Here is an 18,137-nt window from a genome sequence, read left to right as displayed (position 1 = left end):
GCTGGTGGGCCGCCCCCACCTGCGGGCAGCCCACCAGCACCCGCGCACGCACCAGTGCCTGGTGTTCCCAGGTCCAGGCCTCGTTGCGCTGGTAGCGCTCGAAGGCGCCCAGCGAACTCACCAGCAAACCCGAAGCGCCGGACGGGCGCAGGCGCATGTCCACGTCATACAGCTGGCCGGAGTTGGTCTGGGTGGTCAGCAGGTGAATGATGCGCTGACCCAGGCGGGTGAAGAACTGCGCACTGTCGATGGGCTTGGCGCCATCGGTCTCGGCCTGGGGGTCACCGTCGTGGATGAACACCAGGTCCAGGTCCGAGCCGTGGCCCAGCTCGATGCCGCCGACCTTGCCGTAGCCGACGATGATGAAGCCGGGGTCGCACAGGCTGCCATCGCTGCGCCTTGGCTGGCCATGACGCGCCACGGTCTGGCGCCAGGCCAGGGCCAGCACCTGGTTGAGAATGGCTTCGGCCAGCCAGGTCAGGTAGTCGCTGACCTTCATCAGCGGCAGGTTGCCGGCGATTTCCGAGGCGGCCACGCGCAGGCTGTGGGCCAGCTTGAAGTGACGCAGCGCTTCCATCTGCTGTTCAAGGTCATCCTCGGGGATGCGCGTGAGACGCTCGCGCAGCTCGGCGGCCAGCTCCGGTGCTTGGGGCGGGCTGAACAGGCGGCCTTCGTTGAGCAGTTCATCGAGCAGCAGCGGGAAGCGCGTGATCTGCTCGGCGATCCACGGGCTGGCGGCGCACAGGGTCAGCAGGCGGCGCAACGCACCGGGGTTTTCGGTCAGCAGCACCAGGTAGGCCGAGCGCCGCGCCACGGCCTCCACCAGCGGTAGCACGCGTTCGAGCACCAGGTCCGGGTCGGCATGCTCCACCGCCTGCGCCAGCAGGCGCGGTATAAAGGCATCGAGGCGTTCGCGGCCCAGGCGCTGCATGGCACGCAACTGCGGGCTGGCGCGCAGGCTGGCCAGTTGCTTGAGCGCCCTGGCCGCATCGGCGAAGCCGGCGTCGGTCAACTGACGGCAGGCGGCCTCTTCGTCCTGGGCTTCTTCCCACAGCGGCAGCCACTCGCCACCGACCACCACTTCGCCCTCTTCGCCTTCCTCTTCATCGGGGTCGGCGATCACCTGGCGGAAGTGCCAGTCGATGCGCCCGCGCCAGTGCATCAGTTGCGCGTGGAAGCTCGCCCAGTCGGCAAAACCGAGCATGAAGGCGATACGTGCGCGGTCCAGTTCGTCGTCGGGCAGCATCTGGGTCTGGCGGTCGGCGATGGCCTGGATGGCGTGTTCGGTATAACGCAGGAACTCATAGCCCTCGCGCAGCTCGCTCACCACCGCCGGCGGCAGGTAGCCCTGGCCTTCGAGCGTCGCCAGCACCTTGAGCAACGGTCGCTGCTGCAGGCTCAGGTCGCGCCCGCCGTGGATCAGCTGGAACGCCTGGGCGATGAACTCCACCTCGCGGATGCCACCGGCGCCCAGCTTGATGTTCTCGGCCATGCCCTTGCGCCGCACCTCCTGCTGGATCAGCTGCTTCATGGTGCGCAGCGCCTCGATCGCCGAGAAGTCCAGGTAGCGCCGGTACACGAACGGGCGCAGCAGGTCCTGCAGCTGCGCGCCGGCCTGCTGGTCGCCGGCCACTACGCGGGCCTTGATCATGGCGTAGCGTTCCCAGTCGCGGCCCTGGTCCTGGTAGTACTGCTCCAGTGCATTGAAGCTGAGCACCAGCGCGCCGGACGAGCCGTAGGGGCGCAGGCGCATGTCGACGCGGAACACGAAGCCGTCGACGGTGATCGGGTCCAGTGCCTTGATCAGGCGCTGGCCCAGACGGGTGAAGAACTCCTGGTTGTCCAGCGGGCGCTTCACGCCCACGGTTTCGCCGCCCTCGGGGTAGGCGAAGATCAGGTCGATGTCCGACGACAGGTTCAGTTCCACCGCCCCCAGCTTGCCCATGCCCAGCACCACCATCTGCTGGGGCAGGCCGCTGCGATTGCCGGTAGGGGTACCGAACTGCGCGCACAGGCGCGGGTACAGCCATTGATACGCCTGGTCGATGGCGGCATCGGCCAGGTCGGACAGGTCGCGGCAGGTCTGCACCAGGTCGGCCTGGCGGGTCAGGTCGCGCCAGATGATGCGCACCTGCTGGCGGGTGCGCTGGCGGCGCAGGTTGCGCGCCAGTTCGTCTTCGCTGCCGGCGGCCTGCGCCGCACCGGCCACCTGGGCACACAACTCGCCGGCGGCGAAGGCGCGGTCGAGCTCGCCGCTGGCGGCCAGGGCCAGCAGCATCGCCGGGTCGCGCACGCTCTGTTCAAGCACGAAATCGCTGGCCGCCGCCACGCGGGCGAACTCGGTCCAGCGCTGCTCGTTCCAGTCGTCCAGGCTCAACCCGTCGACGGCCGCGACGGCGTTGCGCAAAGAGGTGGCATTACGGCTGACCAGCGGTTGCAGGGCAGCGGGCAGTTCGGCCAGCAGGGGCAGGCTCATGGTCTATCCTTGATCGGCGTGAAAGGGTTGGTGGCACTTGGGCAAGGGAACTCGGCGTACGGTTCGACTGTCGTACAAAGGTCATAAATAGCTGAAAAACGTAATTCTTTGATAGAAATCATCGCAAACAACCGCATGCCGACCAGTTTTTAACCACCGGTATCGTTTTATCCCACAACCCGAACAGGGGCCACGAGCCTTATCCGTGTAGTTTTACTACTGCTTTTTTACTGTCAACGCATGTAATGAGGATCGATTTGTAGTAAAACTACACGCCGCCGGTACAACGCCCGGTAATCCAAGAATTTCATGTCGTCTGCCCAAAAGGCCAGTCGCAAACTCAGGCAACCGATTCTGGAAGCCTTTCCGCCCTGGAGCAAGCCATGCAAGACCTCGATCCCGTCGAAACCCAGGAATGGCTGGACGCCCTGGAGTCGGTTCTCGACAAAGAAGGCGAAGACCGCGCTCACTATCTGATGACCCGTATGGGCGAGCTGGCCACCCGTAGTGGCTCCCAGCTGCCGTATGCCATCACCACGCCATACCGCAACACGATTCCCGTCACCCACGAAGCACGCATGCCTGGCGACCTGTTCATGGAACGCCGCATTCGCTCGTTGGTCCGCTGGAACGCGCTGGCCATGGTAATGCGCACCAACCTGAAAGACTCGGACCTGGGCGGCCACATCTCCAGCTTCGCCTCCAGCGCCACGCTGTACGACATCGGCTTCAACTACTTCTTCCAGGCCCCGACCGACGAGCACGGCGGCGACCTGATCTACTTCCAGGGCCATGCCTCGCCGGGCGTCTACGCCCGTGCCTTCATGGAAGGCCGCATCAGCGAAGACCAGATGAACAACTTCCGTCAGGAAGTCGATGGTCAAGGCCTGTCGTCCTACCCGCACCCGTGGCTGATGCCTGACTTCTGGCAGTTCCCGACCGTGTCGATGGGTCTGGGCCCGATCCAGGCGATCTACCAGGCACGTTTCATGAAGTACATGGAAAGCCGCGGCTACATCCCTGCCGGCAAGCAGAAGATCTGGTGCTTCATGGGCGACGGCGAGTGCGACGAGCCGGAATCCCTGGGCGCGATCTCCCTGGCAGGCCGCGAGAAGCTGGACAACCTGATCTTCGTCATCAACTGCAACCTGCAGCGCCTCGACGGCCCGGTTCGCGGCAACGGCAAGATCATCCAGGAACTCGAAGGCGTGTTCCGTGGTGGTGGCTGGAACGTCAACAAGGTGGTCTGGGGCCGTTTCTGGGACCCACTGCTGGCCAAGGACGTCGACGGCATCCTGCAGCGGCGCATGGACGAAGTCATCGACGGCGAGTACCAGAACTACAAGGCCAAGGACGGCGCGTTCGTCCGTGAGCACTTCTTCAACACCCCGGAACTCAAGGCCATGGTCGCCGACCTGTCCGACGACGAGATCTGGAAGCTCAACCGTGGTGGCCACGACCCGTACAAGGTCTATGCAGCCTACCATCAGGCGGTCAACCACAAGGACCAGCCTACGGTCATCCTGGCCAAGACCATCAAGGGTTACGGCACCGGTGCTGGCGAAGCCAAGAACACCGCGCACAACACCAAGAAGGTCGACGTCGACAGCCTGCGTCACTTCCGCGATCGTTTCGACATCCCGGTCAAGGACGAAGACCTGGAGAACCTGCCGTTCTTCAAGCCTGAAGAAGGCAGCGCCGAAGCCCGTTACCTGAGCGAGCGCCGTTCTGCCCTGGGCGGTTTCGTGCCACAGCGCCGGGCCAAGAGCTTCAGCATCCCGACCCCGCCACTGGAAACCCTCAAGGCGATCCTGGACGGCTCGGGCGACCGTGAAATCTCCACCACCATGGCCTTCGTGCGCATCCTCGCGCAGCTGGTCAAGGACAAGGAAATCGGCCAGCGCATCGTCCCGATCATCCCGGACGAAGCGCGTACCTTCGGTATGGAAGGCATGTTCCGCCAGCTGGGCATCTACTCGTCCGTCGGTCAGCTCTACGAGCCCGTCGACAAGGACCAGGTGATGTTCTACCGCGAGGACAAGAAGGGCCAGATCCTCGAGGAAGGCATCAACGAAGCCGGCGCCATGTCGTCGTTCATCGCCGCCGGTACCTCGTACTCGAACCACAACCAGCCGATGCTGCCGTTCTACATCTTCTACTCGATGTTCGGTTTCCAGCGTATCGGCGACCTGGCATGGGCCGCTGGCGACAGCCGCACCCGTGGCTTCCTGATCGGCGGTACTGCCGGGCGTACCACCCTCAACGGTGAAGGCCTGCAGCACGAAGACGGTCACAGCCACATGCTGGCCGCGACCATCCCGAACTGCCGCACCTATGATCCGACCTACGGCTACGAGCTGGCGGTGATCATCCAGGACGGCATGAAGAAGATGACCGAAGAGCAACAGGACGTCTTCTACTACATCACCGTGATGAACGAGTCCTACCAGCAGCCTGCCATTCCGGCCGGTGTCGAGGAAGGCATCATCAAGGGCATGTACCTGCTCGAGGAAGATACCAAGGACGCAGCGCACCACGTCCAGCTGATGGGCTCCGGCACCATCCTGCGCGAAGTGCGTGAAGCGGCGAAGATCCTGCGTGAAGAGTTCAACGTCGGTGCCGACGTGTGGAGCGTCACCAGCTTCAACGAACTGCGTCGCGACGGCCTGGCCGTGGAGCGCAGCAACCGCCTGCACCCTGGCCAGAAGCCCAAGCAGACCTACATCGAGGAGTGCCTGGGCGGCCGCAAGGGCCCGGTCATCGCCTCTACCGACTACATGAAGCTGTTCGCCGAGCAGATTCGTCAGTGGGTACCGAGCAAGGAATTCAAGGTCCTGGGTACCGATGGCTTCGGTCGCAGCGACAGCCGCAAGAAGCTGCGTCACTTCTTCGAAGTCGACCGTCACTTCGTGGTGCTGGCTGCCCTGGAAGCCCTGGCTGACCGTGGCGAGATCGAACCGAAGGTCGTGGCCGATGCCATCACCAAGTTCGGCATCGACCCGGACAAGCGCAACCCACTGGACTGCTGAGGAGTATTTTTAAGTGAGCGAACTCATTCGCGTACCTGACATCGGCAGCGGTGAAGGTGAAATCATCGAGCTGTTCGTCAAAGTCGGCGACCGTATCGAAGCCGACCAGAGCCTGCTGACCCTGGAGTCGGACAAGGCCTCCATGGAGATCCCGGCCCCCAAGGCCGGTGTGATCAAGGCCCTGAAGGTCAAGCTGGGCGACCGCCTGAAAGAAGGCGACGAACTGCTGGAACTGGAAGTCGAGGGCGCCGCTGCGGCGCCCGAGGCACCGGCTGACGCTGCGCCTGCCGCCGAACAAAAGCCTGCTGCCGCCCCGGCTGCAGAGGCTGCCCCGGCACCGGCCGCTGCACCTGCGGCTGCCACTGTGCAGGACATCCACGTGCCGGACATCGGCTCGTCGGGCAAGGCCAAGATCATCGAGCTGCTGGTCAAGGTCGGCGACAGCGTCGAAGCCGACCAGTCGCTGATTACCCTGGAGTCCGACAAGGCCTCGATGGAAATCCCGTCGCCGGCTGCCGGCGTGGTGGAAAGCATCGGCGTCAAGCTCGAAGACGAAGTCGGCACTGGCGACTTCATCCTCAAGCTCAAGGTCCAGGGCGCCGCCGCGCCAGCAGCGCCTGCCGCTGCTGCACCGGCTGCCAAGGCTGAAGCGGCCCCGGCTGCTGCGCCTGCCGCCGCACCGGCTGCCAAGGCCGAAGCCGCACCGGCCCCGGCCGCTGCGCCAGCGCCAAGCGGTGCCAAGGTTCACGCCGGCCCTGCCGTGCGTCAGCTGGCCCGCGAGTTCGGCGTCGAGCTGAGCGCCGTGGCTGCCAGCGGCCCGCACGGCCGCGTGCTCAAGGAAGACGTGCAGGTGTACGTCAAGGCCATGATGCAGAAGGCCAAGGAAGCACCGGCTGCCGGCGCGACCGGTGGTGCGGGCATCCCGCCGATTCCGGCCGTCGACTTCAGCCGCTTCGGTGAAACCGAAGAAGTGCCGATGACCCGCCTGATGCAGGCTGGCGCCACCAACCTGCACCGCAGCTGGCTGAACGTGCCGCACGTGACCCAGTTCGACAGCGCCGACATCACCGAGCTGGAAGCCTTCCGCGTTGCGCAGAAGGCCGTGGCCGAGAAAGCCGGCGTCAAGCTGACCGTGCTGCCCTTGCTGCTCAAGGCCTGTGCGCACCTGCTCAAGGAACTGCCGGACTTCAACGCGTCGCTGGCCCCTAGCGGCAAGGCGATCATTCGCAAGAAGTACGTCAACGTCGGTTTCGCCGTGGATACGCCAGACGGCCTGCTGGTCCCCGTGATCAAGAACGTCGACCAGAAGAGCCTGCTGCAGCTGGCTGCAGAAGCGGCGGCCCTGGCTGAAAAGGCCCGCACCAAGAAGCTTTCTGCCGACGACATGCAGGGCGCCTGCTTCACCATCTCCAGCCTCGGTCACATTGGCGGCACCGGCTTCACGCCGATCGTCAACGCGCCGGAAGTGGCGATACTGGGTGTGTCCAAGGCCACCATCCAGCCGGTGTGGGATGGCAAGGCGTTCCAGCCCAAGCTGATGCTGCCGCTGTCGCTGTCGTACGATCACCGCGTGATCAACGGTGCCGCTGCCGCGCGCTTCACCAAGCGCCTGGGCGAGCTGCTGACCGACATCCGCACCATGCTGCTGTAACTGCTGCCCGCCGTGCTCCCCTGCCGGGGAGCACGGACACTGTTTTCGAGCTGCCACGCTCGTACCTCAACCCCGCCATCTGGCGGGGCTTTTTTTGCCTGCGATTCATGCCATGCCGCTCAACGTCCCACCTTGAGCGGCACCGCCAGACGCAATCCGTCGCGGCATTACTGAAGAATTTGTACCTGTCAGCCGATACAGATCAAGCCAGGCCACTCTATTGCTTGTCAGCCTCAAGCACATGATGCAACCTTGCTCAAACGCGTAGCAGCACTTCGCCCAGCCCGCGCCAACAGCCTTCTTGAAGCGAGCTTCCCATGAAAAGCCAACCTGATGCCGCCAGCCGTACGGTGGCCGAGGTAGTGACGCAGTTGCCGGTGCCTTCGCGGCTCGGCATGCTGCGTTTCGAGCGGCTGAATGAGGCCAGCTGGGCCATGCTGTTCCTCGACCCGGGCTGCGAGCGTCAGTTCGGCCAGGCGGCCGTCGACCTGTGTGCGCTGATCGGCTCGCCCTATGCCAGCCTGATGGAGCCCGAGGCACGCTACAAGCTGCACGACACCATCGAGCTGCAACTGGCGCAGCGTCCGTACTACCTGGTGCGTTATACCCTGCACACCAGCCTGGGCCCGCTCAATATGCTGGAGCTGGGCGAAGCCTACCGGCAGCACAACCGCCAGTTGCTGCGCGGCTATCTGCTGGTGCTCGATGCCCAGCCCAACGACACACCCGACCTTTCGGCGGCAGAACTCGAAACCCGCAACAACCGCCTGCAGATCGCCCTGCAGCTCAACCAGCAGGCGCAGCAGGAACAGCTCGAGCACCTGGAGCGTGTACGCGCCCAGCAGGACCTGATCCTGCGCCTGGCGCGCCAGCGCTACAGCGCCGACAACTCGCTGCAGGAAGCCGCCGAGCTGATCACCCGCAGTGCCTGCGAAATCTACAGCATCGACTGCGCCAGCATCTGGTACCTGGAAGGCCAGCAACTGGAACCGATCTCGGCGTTCTACCGCGCCACCCAGGAGTACCGCCTGCCCGAGGCGATCGATGCCGGGCGATTTCCCGACTACCTCGAGGCGCTGCACACCAGCCGCGCCATCGATGCGCACAACGCGGCGCGCGACCCACGCACCCGCGAAATCTCCGAGAGCCTGCGCCAGCGCGGTATCCACGCCATGCTCGATGCCAGCATCCGCATCGACGGCCAGGTGGTCGGCGTGCTCTGCCTGGAACACAGCGGCTCGACCCGGGCCTGGCAATCGGATGAAATCGCTTTTGCCGGCGAGCTGGCCGACCAGTTCGCCCAGGTCATCAACAACCACAACCGGCGCACCGCCACCAGCGCCCTGCACCTGTTCCAGCGCGCGGTGGAACAAAGCGCCAACGCCTTTCTGCTGGTCAACCGCGATGGCGTGGTGGAATACGTCAACCCCAGCTTCACCGAGATCACCCAGTACACACCCGAAGAGGTGCATGGCCACCGCCTGTCCGAGCTCACCGCACTGGAGAACCTCAGCGAGCTGCTGTTCGACTCGCCGTCGAGCCTGGCCATGGGCAACAGCTGGCAGGGCGAATTCAAGAGCCGGCGCAAGAACCTCGAGCCCTACTGGGGGCAACTGTCGATCTCCAAGGTGTATGGCGACAACCGCGAGTTGACCCACTACATCGGCATCTACGAAGACATCACCCAGAGCAAGCTGGCCCAGCAGCGCATCGAGCGCCTGGCCTACACCGACAACCTCACCAGCCTGGGCAACCGCCCGGCGTTCATCCGCAGCCTCGACGAGCGCTTCGAGCGCGACAGCGACAGCCCCATCTGCCTGCTGCTGGTGGACATCGACAACTTCAAGCGCATCAACGACAGCCTCGGGCATCAGACCGGCGACAAGCTGCTGATCAGCCTGGCCCGGCGCCTGCGCAACAGCCTGAGCCCCGGTGGCAGCCTGGCGCGCTTTGCCAGCAACGAGTTCGCCGTGCTGCTGGAGGACAGCAGCCTGGATGCCGGCCAGCAGGTGGCCCAGCAGTTGCTCAACACCCTCGACAAGCCGATGTTCGTCGACAACCAGCTGATCAGCGTGACCGGCTCGGTGGGCCTGGCGTGTGCGCCGCTGCACGGGCGCGACCCGCAGACCCTGATGAAGAACGCCGGCCTGGCCCTGCACAAGGCCAAGGCCAACGGCAAGCACCAGGTGCAGGTGTTCACCGAGGCGCTCAACGCCGAGGCCAGCTACAAGCTGTTCGTGGAAAACAACCTGCGCCGCGCCCTGACCCAGAACGAACTGGACGTGTTCTACCAGCCCAAGCTGTGCCTGCGCAGCGGTCGCCTGCTCGGCCTGGAGGCCCTGCTACGCTGGAACCACCCGGAGCGGGGCATGATCCGCCCCGACCAGTTCATCAGCGTGGCCGAGGAAACCGGGCTGATCATCCCCATCGGCAAGTGGATCGCGCGCCAGGCCTGCCGCATGAGCCAGCTGCTGAGCACCGAGGGCATGGGCAACCTGCAGGTGGCGATCAACCTGTCGCCCAAGCAGTTCTCCGACCCGGAGCTGGTCAGCTCGATCGCCAACATCCTCAAGGAAGAAGCCCTGCCGCCACACCTGCTGGAACTGGAACTGACCGAGGGCCTGCTGCTCGAAGCCACCGAGGATACCCACCGCCAGCTCGACGAGCTCAAGCAACTGGGCCTGACCCTGGCCATGGACGACTTCGGCACCGGCTACTCCTCGCTCAGCTACCTGAAGAAATTCCCGATCGACATCATCAAGATCGACCGCAGCTTCATCCACGAGATCCCGGACAACCAGGACGATATGGAAATCACCTCGGCAGTGGTGGCCATGGCTCACAACCTCAAGCTCAAGGTGGTGGCAGAAGGCATCGAGACCGCCGAACAGCTGGCGTTCCTGCGCCGCCACCGCTGCGACGTCGGCCAGGGCTACCTGTTCGACCGGCCGATCCCCGGCAGCGAGCTGATCGAAAAACTCAAGCGCTATCCGCGTGGCCCAATCGCCTGACAGCGGCGAAACACTCGGGCACACTACGGGTCTACCCCCTACACATCCTGCCTTGAAGAGGAACCGCCCATGGTCCTGCGCTCGGAGATTCTGGTGAACAAAAACGTACTGCCTGCCGCCGAACAGGCGCTGCCGGGTCGCGAGACCCCGATGACGCTGCCCGAGAAGCATTTCGTGTTCGAAGACACCCCGCTGCTGGGCCCGTTCTTCGAAGACGTCGATTTCGCGATCTTCGGCCTGGGCTGCTTCTGGGGCGCCGAGCGGCGCTTCTGGCAGCGTGAAGGTGTGGTCAGCACCGTGGTCGGCTACGCCGGCGGTTTCACCCCCAACCCCACCTACGAAGAAGTCTGCTCGGGCCTGACCGGCCACACCGAAGTGGTGCTGGTGGTGTTCGACAAGGCCAAGGTCAGCTACCAGGACCTGCTGACCATGTTCTGGGAGCTGCACAACCCCACCCAGGGCATGCGCCAGGGCAACGACGTCGGCACCCAGTACCGTTCGGCCATCTACTGCACCAGCCCCGAACAGCTGGAACTGGCCGAGGCCAGCAGGCAGGCTTACCAGGCCGAGCTGAACAAGGCCGGTTTCGGCCAGATCACCACCGAGATCGCCCAGGCACCGACCGTGTACTTCGCCGAGGCCTATCACCAGCAGTACCTGGCCAAGAACCCGAATGGCTACTGCGGCATCGGCGGCACTGGCGTGTGCCTGCCACCCAGCCTGCAAGGCAACTGAGGCCACGCCATGAGCACACCGAGCATGACCCTGTTCCATGCCGCCGCCTCGCCGTTCGTGCGCAAGGTTCGCGTGCTGCTGCACGAAACCGGGCAGGCCGAGCGGGTAGCCCTGCATCCCGTCGACCTGAGCCCGATCAAGACCGATGCCGAGCTGAACCTGGGCAACCCGGCGGGCAAGATCCCGGCGTTGCGCCTGGAGGACGGCACGGTGCTGCATGACAGCCGCGTGATCGTCGAGTTTCTCGACCATCAGCATGTGGGCAACCCGCTGATCCCTCGCGAGGGCCCGGCGCGCTGGCGGCGCCTGACCCTGGCGTCGCTGGCCGATGCGATCATGGACGCGGCGGTGGTGGCGCGCTACGAGACCTTCCTGCGCCCTGAAGAGAAGCGCTGGGCGCCGTGGGTCGACGCCCAGCAGGACAAGATCCGGCGCGCGCTGGCGCACCTGGAAGACGAGCACCTGGCCGAACTGGCCTCGGTGTTCGACGTGGCGGCAATCGGGGTGGCCTGCGCGCTGGGCTACATCGACCTGCGCCTGCCGGACCTTGGCTGGCGCGAGCGCCAGCCGAACCTGGCAGCCTGGTATGCCGAGGTGAGTCAGCGCGAATCGATGCTAAAGACCGCCCCTTCTGTGGCCTGATCGGGCCTCATCACGGGTCAAGCTCACCCCCACAGATCTGCTGCTGCCCTTGAGGCTTGTACCGGACCTGTGGGAGCGGGCTTGACCCGCGAAGAAGTCGACGCTGATCTCGGCAGCCCAGATCAACCTGATTTCCCCCACCATCACAGCCCCCAGCGTGCGTTCCTCTCTCAACCCGCTCATTTCAAGATCCCCTGCCCAACCTGATACCAGTCCAGGCGGCGCGTCAGCACCATGAACACCCCAAGCAGGCCGAACAGCAGCAACGAGCCCATCAGCAGCGCGTAGTCCTCGGCGCCCAGCAGCCCGTAGAGCATCGCGTACAGCACCAGCAAGCCCGCCGCAAACCCCAGCCCGCGCGCCAGGCTGCGCAGCACGTGGCACAGGTAGAAGCCGATCAGCAGCACGCAGCCGCCTGCCGACAGCGCATATGCCAACCCGAACCCCAGATGCTCCGACAACGACAGCAACAGCAGGTAGAAGAACGCCAGGGCCACACCCACCAGCGCGTACTGGATCGGGTGCACGCTGAGGTTCTTGAGAATCTCGAACAGGAAGAACCCGGCAAAGGTCAGCGCAATGAACAGCAGCGCATACTTGATCGCCCGCTCGCTCTTGAGGTACTGGTCCACCGGGTCGACGAAGCTCACGCCGAAACTGCGCCCGTGAAAGTCGTCGCAGGCGTTGTTGACCACGCACTGGGTCAGCGCATCCTCCAGGTTGGTGGAGAAGAACGAGGTCTGCCAGCGCGCGCTGAAGCCGTGGGCGTCAATCTCGCGGCTGATGGGCAGGTAGTTGCCGATGAAGCTTGGATGCGGCCAGTTCGCCGCCATGTTCACCGTGGTGCTGCGCCCTACCGGCAGCACATGCAGGCGCCCGGTGCCCTGCAGGCTCAGGTCGAAGGCGTAGTCCAGGCGGGTCTCGGCGCGGCCGTCGAGGTCTGGCAGCGTCACGTGCACACCGCCGCCCAGCCAGCCCAGCCCCGTGCCCGCGGCGAAGGCCAGCGACTGGCCATTCACGTTCAGTTCCAGGCTCTTCTCGATACCGCGGATATCGCTGATGCCCACGGCCAGAAACGCCGGGTCGAAGCGGTAATCGTCGAAGTCTTCGGTGATGCCCCACTGCGCTGGCACCTTGAATTGCCCGCTGATGCGGTTGTCGGCGTGGAACAGGCGCGCCTGGTAGATGCCCCGCGAACGCAGCTCGGTGTCGACCTTGGCGTCGACCTCCAGGGTTTCGGGCAGAAAGTACAGATGCCCGGCCACCGTGCTGGTCTGCTGCTGGGTGCTGCCATCCACGGTTTTCCAGGTGCGCTGGATCTTGCGGTACGGCACCACCAGCAGCGGCCCGCTGATCTGCTGGCTGTAGCTGGAGCTCTGGGCGATGTCCTCGACCACACTGTCGCGCTGCTGCTGGCGGTCCTGGATCAGGCCGCCGATCATCAGCAGGGGTATCAGCAGCAACACGATCAGAAAGGCGATGGCGCCCAGTTTGATGCTCAGGGTTCGGTTCATGGGCAATGGCTCCGGTTTCGATGGAGCCAGTCTGCCCGCCGTGCATGGAGCGGGTTGGGCGCTTGTGTGGAGTTATGTGGAGAGTGCGTGGAGCTCAGCCCAGCCGCTCGTTGGGCAGCCAAAGGCGCACCCGCACGCCGTCCTCGACGTTGGCCACCTCCAGCGAGCCGCCATGCAGCTGCATCACTTCCTCGACGAAGTTCAGCCCAAGGCCTGTGCTCTTGCGCCCCGTGCCCGGGCGCGGCAGCGAGTAGAAGCGCTCGCTGAGCCGGCCCAGGGCATAGTCAGGTATCGCCGCCCCCTGGTTGTACAGGCTCAGCGCCAGCCGTGGGCCCCGTGTCTCCAGGTCGACCACCAGCAGGCCGCCCGGCGGGGTGAAGTCCAGGGCGTTCTCCAGCAGGTTGCCGATGGCCTGGCGCAGCAGAAACGGCTCGCACAGCAGCCGCACGCTGGCCGGTACCCGCTGGCGCACCTGCAGGCCGGCGCTTTCGATGCGCGCGCTCTGGGCCAGCAGCACCTCGTCCACCAGCGCCGCCAGTGGCACCTGCTGCTGGTCTTCCAGGCCCTGGCGCTGCTCGACCTGGGCCAGGTCCAGCAGCCGCTCGATCAACTGCTGCATGCGCGCGCTCTCGCTTTCGATATTGCTGGCAAAGCGTTGGCGCTGCTCGTCGCTCATCGGCCCCTGCAGCAGCTCGCTGGCCCCGCGAATCGCCGCCAGCGGGCTTTTCAGCTCGTGGGTCAGGGTATGCACGTAGCGCTCCACATACGCCCTGCCCTCCAGCTGCGTGCGCATGCGCTCCACCGCACCGGCCAGTTGCGCCAGCTCGCCGCCGCGGTAATGCGGCAAGGCCACGCGTTCACCCTCGCTGACCGCCTGTGCATAGCGCGTCAGCCGACGTAGCGAGCGCGCCAGCCACCACGACAGCCCGGCGCCCACCAGCAGGCCCAGCACGATCAGGCCAAGCCCCAGGTTGAACAGGCGCCGCTCGGAGCGATCGATGTACGGCTGCAACGACTTGTTCGGCTTGGCCACGGTGACCACGCCGATGATCTTGCCGGCATCGATGATCGGCGCCGCCACGTGCATCACCGACGATTCCGGGTCGTCCGGATCGCTGCGGGTGGAGCGGGCGCCATACTCGCCGCGCAGGGTCAGGTACACGTCGTTCCAGCGCGAGTAGTCCTGGCCCAGTGCTTCGCCGCTGGAGTCGAGCAACACCTTGCCGTTGGCGTCGGTGACGTAGATGCGGTGGTTGACCTCGTTCTTGGCCAGGCCCCAGATATCGGCCCTGGGCTGGCGCTTGCCGTAAGCCTTGAGCAGCTCGGGCAGCCGGCCCTGGCCGAGGGTGCCGGCCTTGACCTCGTCGCGCAGAATCTCGGCCAGCAGGTTGGCGGTGTCCACCAGGGTTTCCTCGGTGGACTGGCGCACACCCGGGCGCACCTGTTCACGCACGGTGTTGAGGATGAAGTAGCCGGTCAGCCCGACGAACAGGAAGTACACCAGGAAGATGCGGATGCCCAGGCGCATCAGCTGTGCCCGGGGCTGTAGCTGTAGCCCAGGCCGCGGTGGGTCTGGATAGGTTCGGCGTCGGCCTGCACGGTGCGCAGCTTGGCGCGCAGGCTCTTGATGTGGCTGTCGACGTTGCGCTCGTAGCCGGCCTCGGCCGGCACGCCGGTGGCATCCAGCAGTTGCTCGCGGCTGAACACCCGTTCGGGTTGTTCGAGCAGGCATTGCAGCAGGCGAAATTCGTGCCGGGTGAGGGTGAGCGATTGACCGCGATAGCTGATCTGCAGGCGCTGGGAGTCGATGCTGAAGGGCGTCTCGGGGGCCTCGGGTTCGCTGCGCGGGGTCATGCGCTTGAGGATGGCGCGTACCCGCGCCGCCACTTCACGCGGGCTGAAGGGTTTGACCACATAGTCGTCGGCACCGATCTCCAGGCCCACCACGCGGTCGATCTCCCCATCGCGGGCGCTGAGGAACATCACCGGCACCTCGCTGAAGCGGCGCAGCTGGCGGCAGGTTTCGAAGCCGTTGATATCCGGCAGGCCGATATCGAGAATGATCAGGTCAGCCGGGCGCTGACGCTGCTGTTCCAGCGCGGCGCTGCCCAGGGTCACCCATTCGGTGCTGTGACCGTCGCCTTGCAGGGCAAAGATTAGGGTGTCGGCGATGGCCGCTTCGTCTTCGACAATCAGTATGTGGGGCATGGGCGGTGCAGGCCTGGCAGGTTTGGGTGCACTTGTAGGGGATTATCCCTCGACTGACAAGGCCCTGTCGCGGGTCAAGCCCGCTCCCACGGGAGAACGACGGCCCTTGTGGGAGCGGGCTTGAGCCGCGATGGATTCAACTCAGCATTCAGGCTTGCCCGCCGTAAACCGGCGCGCCGGGTTCACCGCCGCGCCGAACTCGCGCAGCGCCTTGGCCCCGATCAGCAGCGGGTAGTTGAAGCTGCTGCGGTCGGTCAGGTTGACCTCCACCGTGCGCTTGACGTCGCCCAGGCACAACTCCAGCTCCACCACCGGACGCTTGGCCGGGTCGGGTGCTTCGCCGTCCTCGTCTTCATCGGCGCGGCTCTTGATCTTGCTGATGCGCGCCACCTTGTGTTCATACACCTTGCCGTCGGCATCCTTGGTCGCCAGGCGGAACCGCACCCAGTCCTCACCATCGCGCTTGAAGCGCTCGATGTCCTTGGCCGACAGCGACGCGGTCAGCGCGCCGGTGTCCATCTTGGCCTTGAACGTCTGGTCGAGGTCCGCCACGCCAATGTATTCATAACGGCCATACAGGGTCGGCTCGGCGGCCATCACCGGCAAGGCCAGCAGGGAAAGCAGTGCAAGTACGGATTTCACCGGGTCAGCTTCCTTGAGAAAAGTCTGTGTTTAGACTGCCGCAGCAGCATAGGTTCGTCGCCACAGGGTATTCAACACAATGTGAAACATTTGTCCGCGCCGTGGGCTGCCCAGAATTTGGCCTGAACCGAATCCCTGCTTATCATGGCCGACCGCCTAACCGAAAATCAGAGTTTTCTTATGCGCCGCCTGCTTACCGGCAGTCTTGTGACCCTGCTGCTCTTGCTCAACACCCTGGTGCTGATCGGCCCGTTGCTGGTCTTCGCCCTGCTCAAGCTGGTACTGCCCGGCCGCTACCGCGACTACGCCTCGTGGGCGGTGATGTGGATCGCCGAGACCTGGGCCGAGATCGACAAGCTGATCTTCGCCCTGTGCATCCCCACCCGCTGGGACGTGCGCGGCGCCGCCGACCTGCGCCTGGACACCTCCTACCTGATGGTCAGCAACCACCAGAGCTGGGTGGATATTCCCGCGCTGATCCAGGTGTTCAACCGGCGCATTCCGTTCTTCAAGTTCTTCCTGAAAAAGGAACTGATCTGGGTGCCGTTCCTGGGCCTGGCCTGGTGGGCGCTGGACTACCCGTTCATGAAGCGCTACAGCAAGGCCTTCCTCGAACGCCACCCGCACCTAAAGGGCCAGGACCTGGAGATCACCAAGGCCGCCTGCGAGCTGTTCAAGCGCCAGCCGGTGACCGTGGTCAACTACCTCGAAGGCACCCGCTTCACCCCGGCCAAGCGCGATGCCCAGGGCTCGCCGTTCCGCCACCTGCTCAAGCCCAAGGCCGGCGGCGTGGCGTTCGTGCTCGCCGCGCTGGGCGAACAGCTCGACGCCCTGCTCGACGTGACCCTGGTGTACCCCGGCGACACCGCGCCGGGGTTCTGGGACCTGGTCAGCGGTGCAGTGCCGCGGGTGATCGTGGACATCCAGGTACGCGCACTGGACCCGGCCCTGTGGCGCGGCGACTACGAGAACGACCCGCAATTCCGGCGCAGCGTACAGGACTGGGTCAACCAGCTGTGGCACGACAAGGACGCGCGCATCGAGCAACTGCGCCAGGAGCTGCGCCGCTAGCCGATGATCGCGTGGGGCACGAAGCGGCTGCTGTCCTTGGTGATCAGCGAGTTGTCCTCGCGAATGCCGATGCCTGCCGGCTGATCGCCAACCACCCAGCTGCCGATCACCGTGTGGCTGCCGGCAAACCGTGGCAAGGCATGAAACTGCTGGATCACGTGGGGGCCACTGCCATACGGCCCCTCCTCCTTCACCCGCTGCCCGTCAGGGGTATGAATCTCCACATTCGCCCCCTCCCGCGAGAAGAACGGCTTGCGCACCCACCCCGGCGCCAGCGGCCGTTCGGGCGTGGCGTCGATGAATGCGGGCAGCAGGTTCGGGTGCCCTTCGTGCTGCTCCCACAGCAGCGCCAGCATGCCCTTGTTCGACAGCAGCGCCTTCCAGGGCGGCTCGACGAACAGCGTGCCGCTGCCGGCAATCGCCGGGCCGTAGCGGTCGTGGAACATGTCTTCCCACGGGTAGAGCTTGAACAGGCTGGGGATCGGCGCCCCACTGCGGTCGATGAAACGCCCGGCCGGGTTCAGGCCGATGTCTTCCACATCGATCAGGCGTGTATCGAGCCCGGCAGCGGTGGCAATGTCGCACAGGTACTGCACCGTGCCACGATCCTCCAGCGAGTCCCTGACCGAGGCAAAGTAGAACGGCGTGGCAAAGGTGTTGGCGCCGAACACCTGGCCGAGTTTCTCTTCAAGGCTGTTGAACTGGTCGGCATCGGCCGGCAGTACACCGCGCTGCATCTGCTGCTCAAGCCACAGGTACTGGAAGAAGCCGGCCTCGTACAGCGAGGTGGGTGTGTCGTAGTTGGCTTCCAGCAGCTTGGCCGGGCCATGGCCGTCGTAGCTCAGGTCCATGCGCCCGTAGAAATGCGGGTGCCCGTCGCGCCATGAGCGGCGGATCAGGTCGCGGTAGTCACGCGGGATGGCCAAGCGGTCGAGCAGCTCTTCGCTGTCCACTGCCCGCGCCACCAGGTCCATGCACAGCTCGTGCAACTGGCGGGTGGGTTCTTCGAGGTCGTCCTCGATCTGGCGCAGGGTGAACTGGTAGCACGCCGACTCGTCCCAGTACGGCTCGTCGCCGAAGGTGTGGAACCTGAAGCCGTAGTGTTCGGCGGTGGCTTTCCAGTCCGCGCGCGGGGTGCAGGCAATACGTTTCATCGCC

General features: G+C 65.0%; 12 protein-coding genes. 6 read left to right on the top strand and 6 right to left on the bottom strand.

From position 1 onward, the window contains the following. A partial coding sequence (gene glnE / locus JZZ72_RS21580; RefSeq protein ID WP_210015120.1) for a bifunctional [glutamate--ammonia ligase]-adenylyl-L-tyrosine phosphorylase/[glutamate--ammonia-ligase] adenylyltransferase occupies positions 1 to 2,476 on the bottom strand: 2,476 nt, incomplete at its 3' end. A gap of 383 nt (positions 2,477 to 2,859) precedes the next feature. On the opposite strand from glnE, the gene aceE reads away from it, so the two are divergent. The 5 genes from aceE to JZZ72_RS21555 all read left to right on the top strand — a co-directional run bounded on the left by aceE (position 2,860) and on the right by JZZ72_RS21555 (position 11,544). Further along, the gene (gene aceE / locus JZZ72_RS21575) at positions 2,860 to 5,505 is read left to right on the top strand and encodes a pyruvate dehydrogenase (acetyl-transferring), homodimeric type (RefSeq protein WP_043863655.1); all 2,646 of its coding nucleotides are present in this window, start codon (positions 2,860 to 2,862) and stop codon (positions 5,503 to 5,505) included. Positions 5,506 to 5,518: 13 nt separating this feature from the next. Further along, positions 5,519 to 7,156 carry a dihydrolipoyllysine-residue acetyltransferase gene (gene aceF, locus JZZ72_RS21570; RefSeq protein ID WP_058541811.1) on the top strand — a complete coding sequence of 546 codons (1,638 nt, stop codon included), beginning with the start codon at positions 5,519 to 5,521 and terminating at the stop codon, positions 7,154 to 7,156. Positions 7,157 to 7,473: 317 nt separating this feature from the next. Then, positions 7,474 to 10,167 carry a sensor domain-containing phosphodiesterase gene (locus tag JZZ72_RS21565; RefSeq protein WP_043863653.1) on the top strand — a complete coding sequence of 898 codons (2,694 nt, stop codon included), beginning with the start codon at positions 7,474 to 7,476 and terminating at the stop codon, positions 10,165 to 10,167. Positions 10,168 to 10,236: 69 nt separating this feature from the next. Continuing rightward, a complete protein-coding gene (gene msrA, locus JZZ72_RS21560) occupies positions 10,237 to 10,902 on the top strand; it encodes a peptide-methionine (S)-S-oxide reductase MsrA (RefSeq protein WP_043863652.1) in 666 nt (221 codons plus the stop codon). Positions 10,903 to 10,911: 9 nt separating this feature from the next. Further along, positions 10,912 to 11,544, top strand: coding sequence for a glutathione S-transferase (locus tag JZZ72_RS21555; RefSeq protein ID WP_210015119.1), 633 nt, complete (start codon positions 10,912 to 10,914; stop codon positions 11,542 to 11,544). Between the two features lie 179 nt (positions 11,545 to 11,723). Here JZZ72_RS21555 and creD read toward each other — a convergent pair whose 3' ends face one another. The 4 genes from creD to rloA2 all read right to left on the bottom strand — a co-directional run bounded on the left by creD (position 11,724) and on the right by rloA2 (position 15,908). Continuing rightward, entirely contained in the window at positions 11,724 to 13,058 is a 1,335-nt protein-coding gene (gene creD / locus JZZ72_RS21550; RefSeq protein WP_043863650.1) for a cell envelope integrity protein CreD, read from the bottom strand. Between the two features lie 94 nt (positions 13,059 to 13,152). Further along, a complete protein-coding gene (creC, locus tag JZZ72_RS21545) occupies positions 13,153 to 14,586 on the bottom strand; it encodes a two-component system sensor histidine kinase CreC (RefSeq protein WP_043863649.1) in 1,434 nt (477 codons plus the stop codon). Beyond that, complete coding sequence (gene creB / locus JZZ72_RS21540; RefSeq protein WP_043863648.1) at positions 14,586 to 15,266, bottom strand: two-component system response regulator CreB; 681 nt, start codon at positions 15,264 to 15,266, stop codon at positions 14,586 to 14,588. The genes creC and creB overlap by 1 nt, the downstream gene beginning before the upstream one ends. A gap of 141 nt (positions 15,267 to 15,407) precedes the next feature. Next, positions 15,408 to 15,908, bottom strand: coding sequence for a retropepsin-like aspartic peptidase RloA2 (rloA2, locus tag JZZ72_RS21535; protein WP_043863647.1), 501 nt, complete (start codon positions 15,906 to 15,908; stop codon positions 15,408 to 15,410). A gap of 180 nt (positions 15,909 to 16,088) precedes the next feature. On the opposite strand from rloA2, the gene JZZ72_RS21530 reads away from it, so the two are divergent. After that, on the top strand, positions 16,089 to 16,979 hold the full coding sequence (locus JZZ72_RS21530; RefSeq protein ID WP_043863646.1) for an acyltransferase: 891 nt from the start codon (positions 16,089 to 16,091) through the stop codon (positions 16,977 to 16,979). Here the strand turns inward: JZZ72_RS21530 and JZZ72_RS21525 are convergent. Next, entirely contained in the window at positions 16,976 to 18,133 is a 1,158-nt protein-coding gene (locus JZZ72_RS21525; RefSeq protein ID WP_043863645.1) for a glutathionylspermidine synthase family protein, read from the bottom strand. The genes JZZ72_RS21530 and JZZ72_RS21525 overlap by 4 nt on opposite strands. Positions 18,134 to 18,137: the final 4 nt, after the last annotated feature.

The organism is Pseudomonas palmensis, from assembly GCF_017848315.1.
Taxonomy (GTDB): Bacteria; Pseudomonadota; Gammaproteobacteria; order Pseudomonadales; family Pseudomonadaceae; genus Aquipseudomonas; species Aquipseudomonas palmensis.
Note: the sequence above shows the minus strand (reverse complement) of the source record. Positions and strands in the feature narration are given on the sequence as shown.

What these genes read in the sequence shown, in the direction of transcription:
- JZZ72_RS21530 (WP_043863646.1), top strand. Translation starts at nt 16,089, where the DNA reads ATGCGCCGCCTGCTTACCGGCAGTCTTGTGACCCTGCTGCTCTTGCTC.
- JZZ72_RS21565 (WP_043863653.1), top strand. Translation starts at nt 7,474, where the DNA reads ATGAAAAGCCAACCTGATGCCGCCAGCCGTACGGTGGCCGAGGTAGTG.
- aceE (WP_043863655.1), top strand. Translation starts at nt 2,860, where the DNA reads ATGCAAGACCTCGATCCCGTCGAAACCCAGGAATGGCTGGACGCCCTG.
- creB (WP_043863648.1), bottom strand. Translation starts at nt 15,266, where the DNA reads ATGCCCCACATACTGATTGTCGAAGACGAAGCGGCCATCGCCGACACC.
- creC (WP_043863649.1), bottom strand. Translation starts at nt 14,586, where the DNA reads ATGCGCCTGGGCATCCGCATCTTCCTGGTGTACTTCCTGTTCGTCGGG.
- creD (WP_043863650.1), bottom strand. Translation starts at nt 13,058, where the DNA reads ATGAACCGAACCCTGAGCATCAAACTGGGCGCCATCGCCTTTCTGATC.
- JZZ72_RS21525 (WP_043863645.1), bottom strand. Translation starts at nt 18,133, where the DNA reads ATGAAACGTATTGCCTGCACCCCGCGCGCGGACTGGAAAGCCACCGCC.
- JZZ72_RS21555 (WP_210015119.1), top strand. Translation starts at nt 10,912, where the DNA reads ATGAGCACACCGAGCATGACCCTGTTCCATGCCGCCGCCTCGCCGTTC.
- msrA (WP_043863652.1), top strand. Translation starts at nt 10,237, where the DNA reads ATGGTCCTGCGCTCGGAGATTCTGGTGAACAAAAACGTACTGCCTGCC.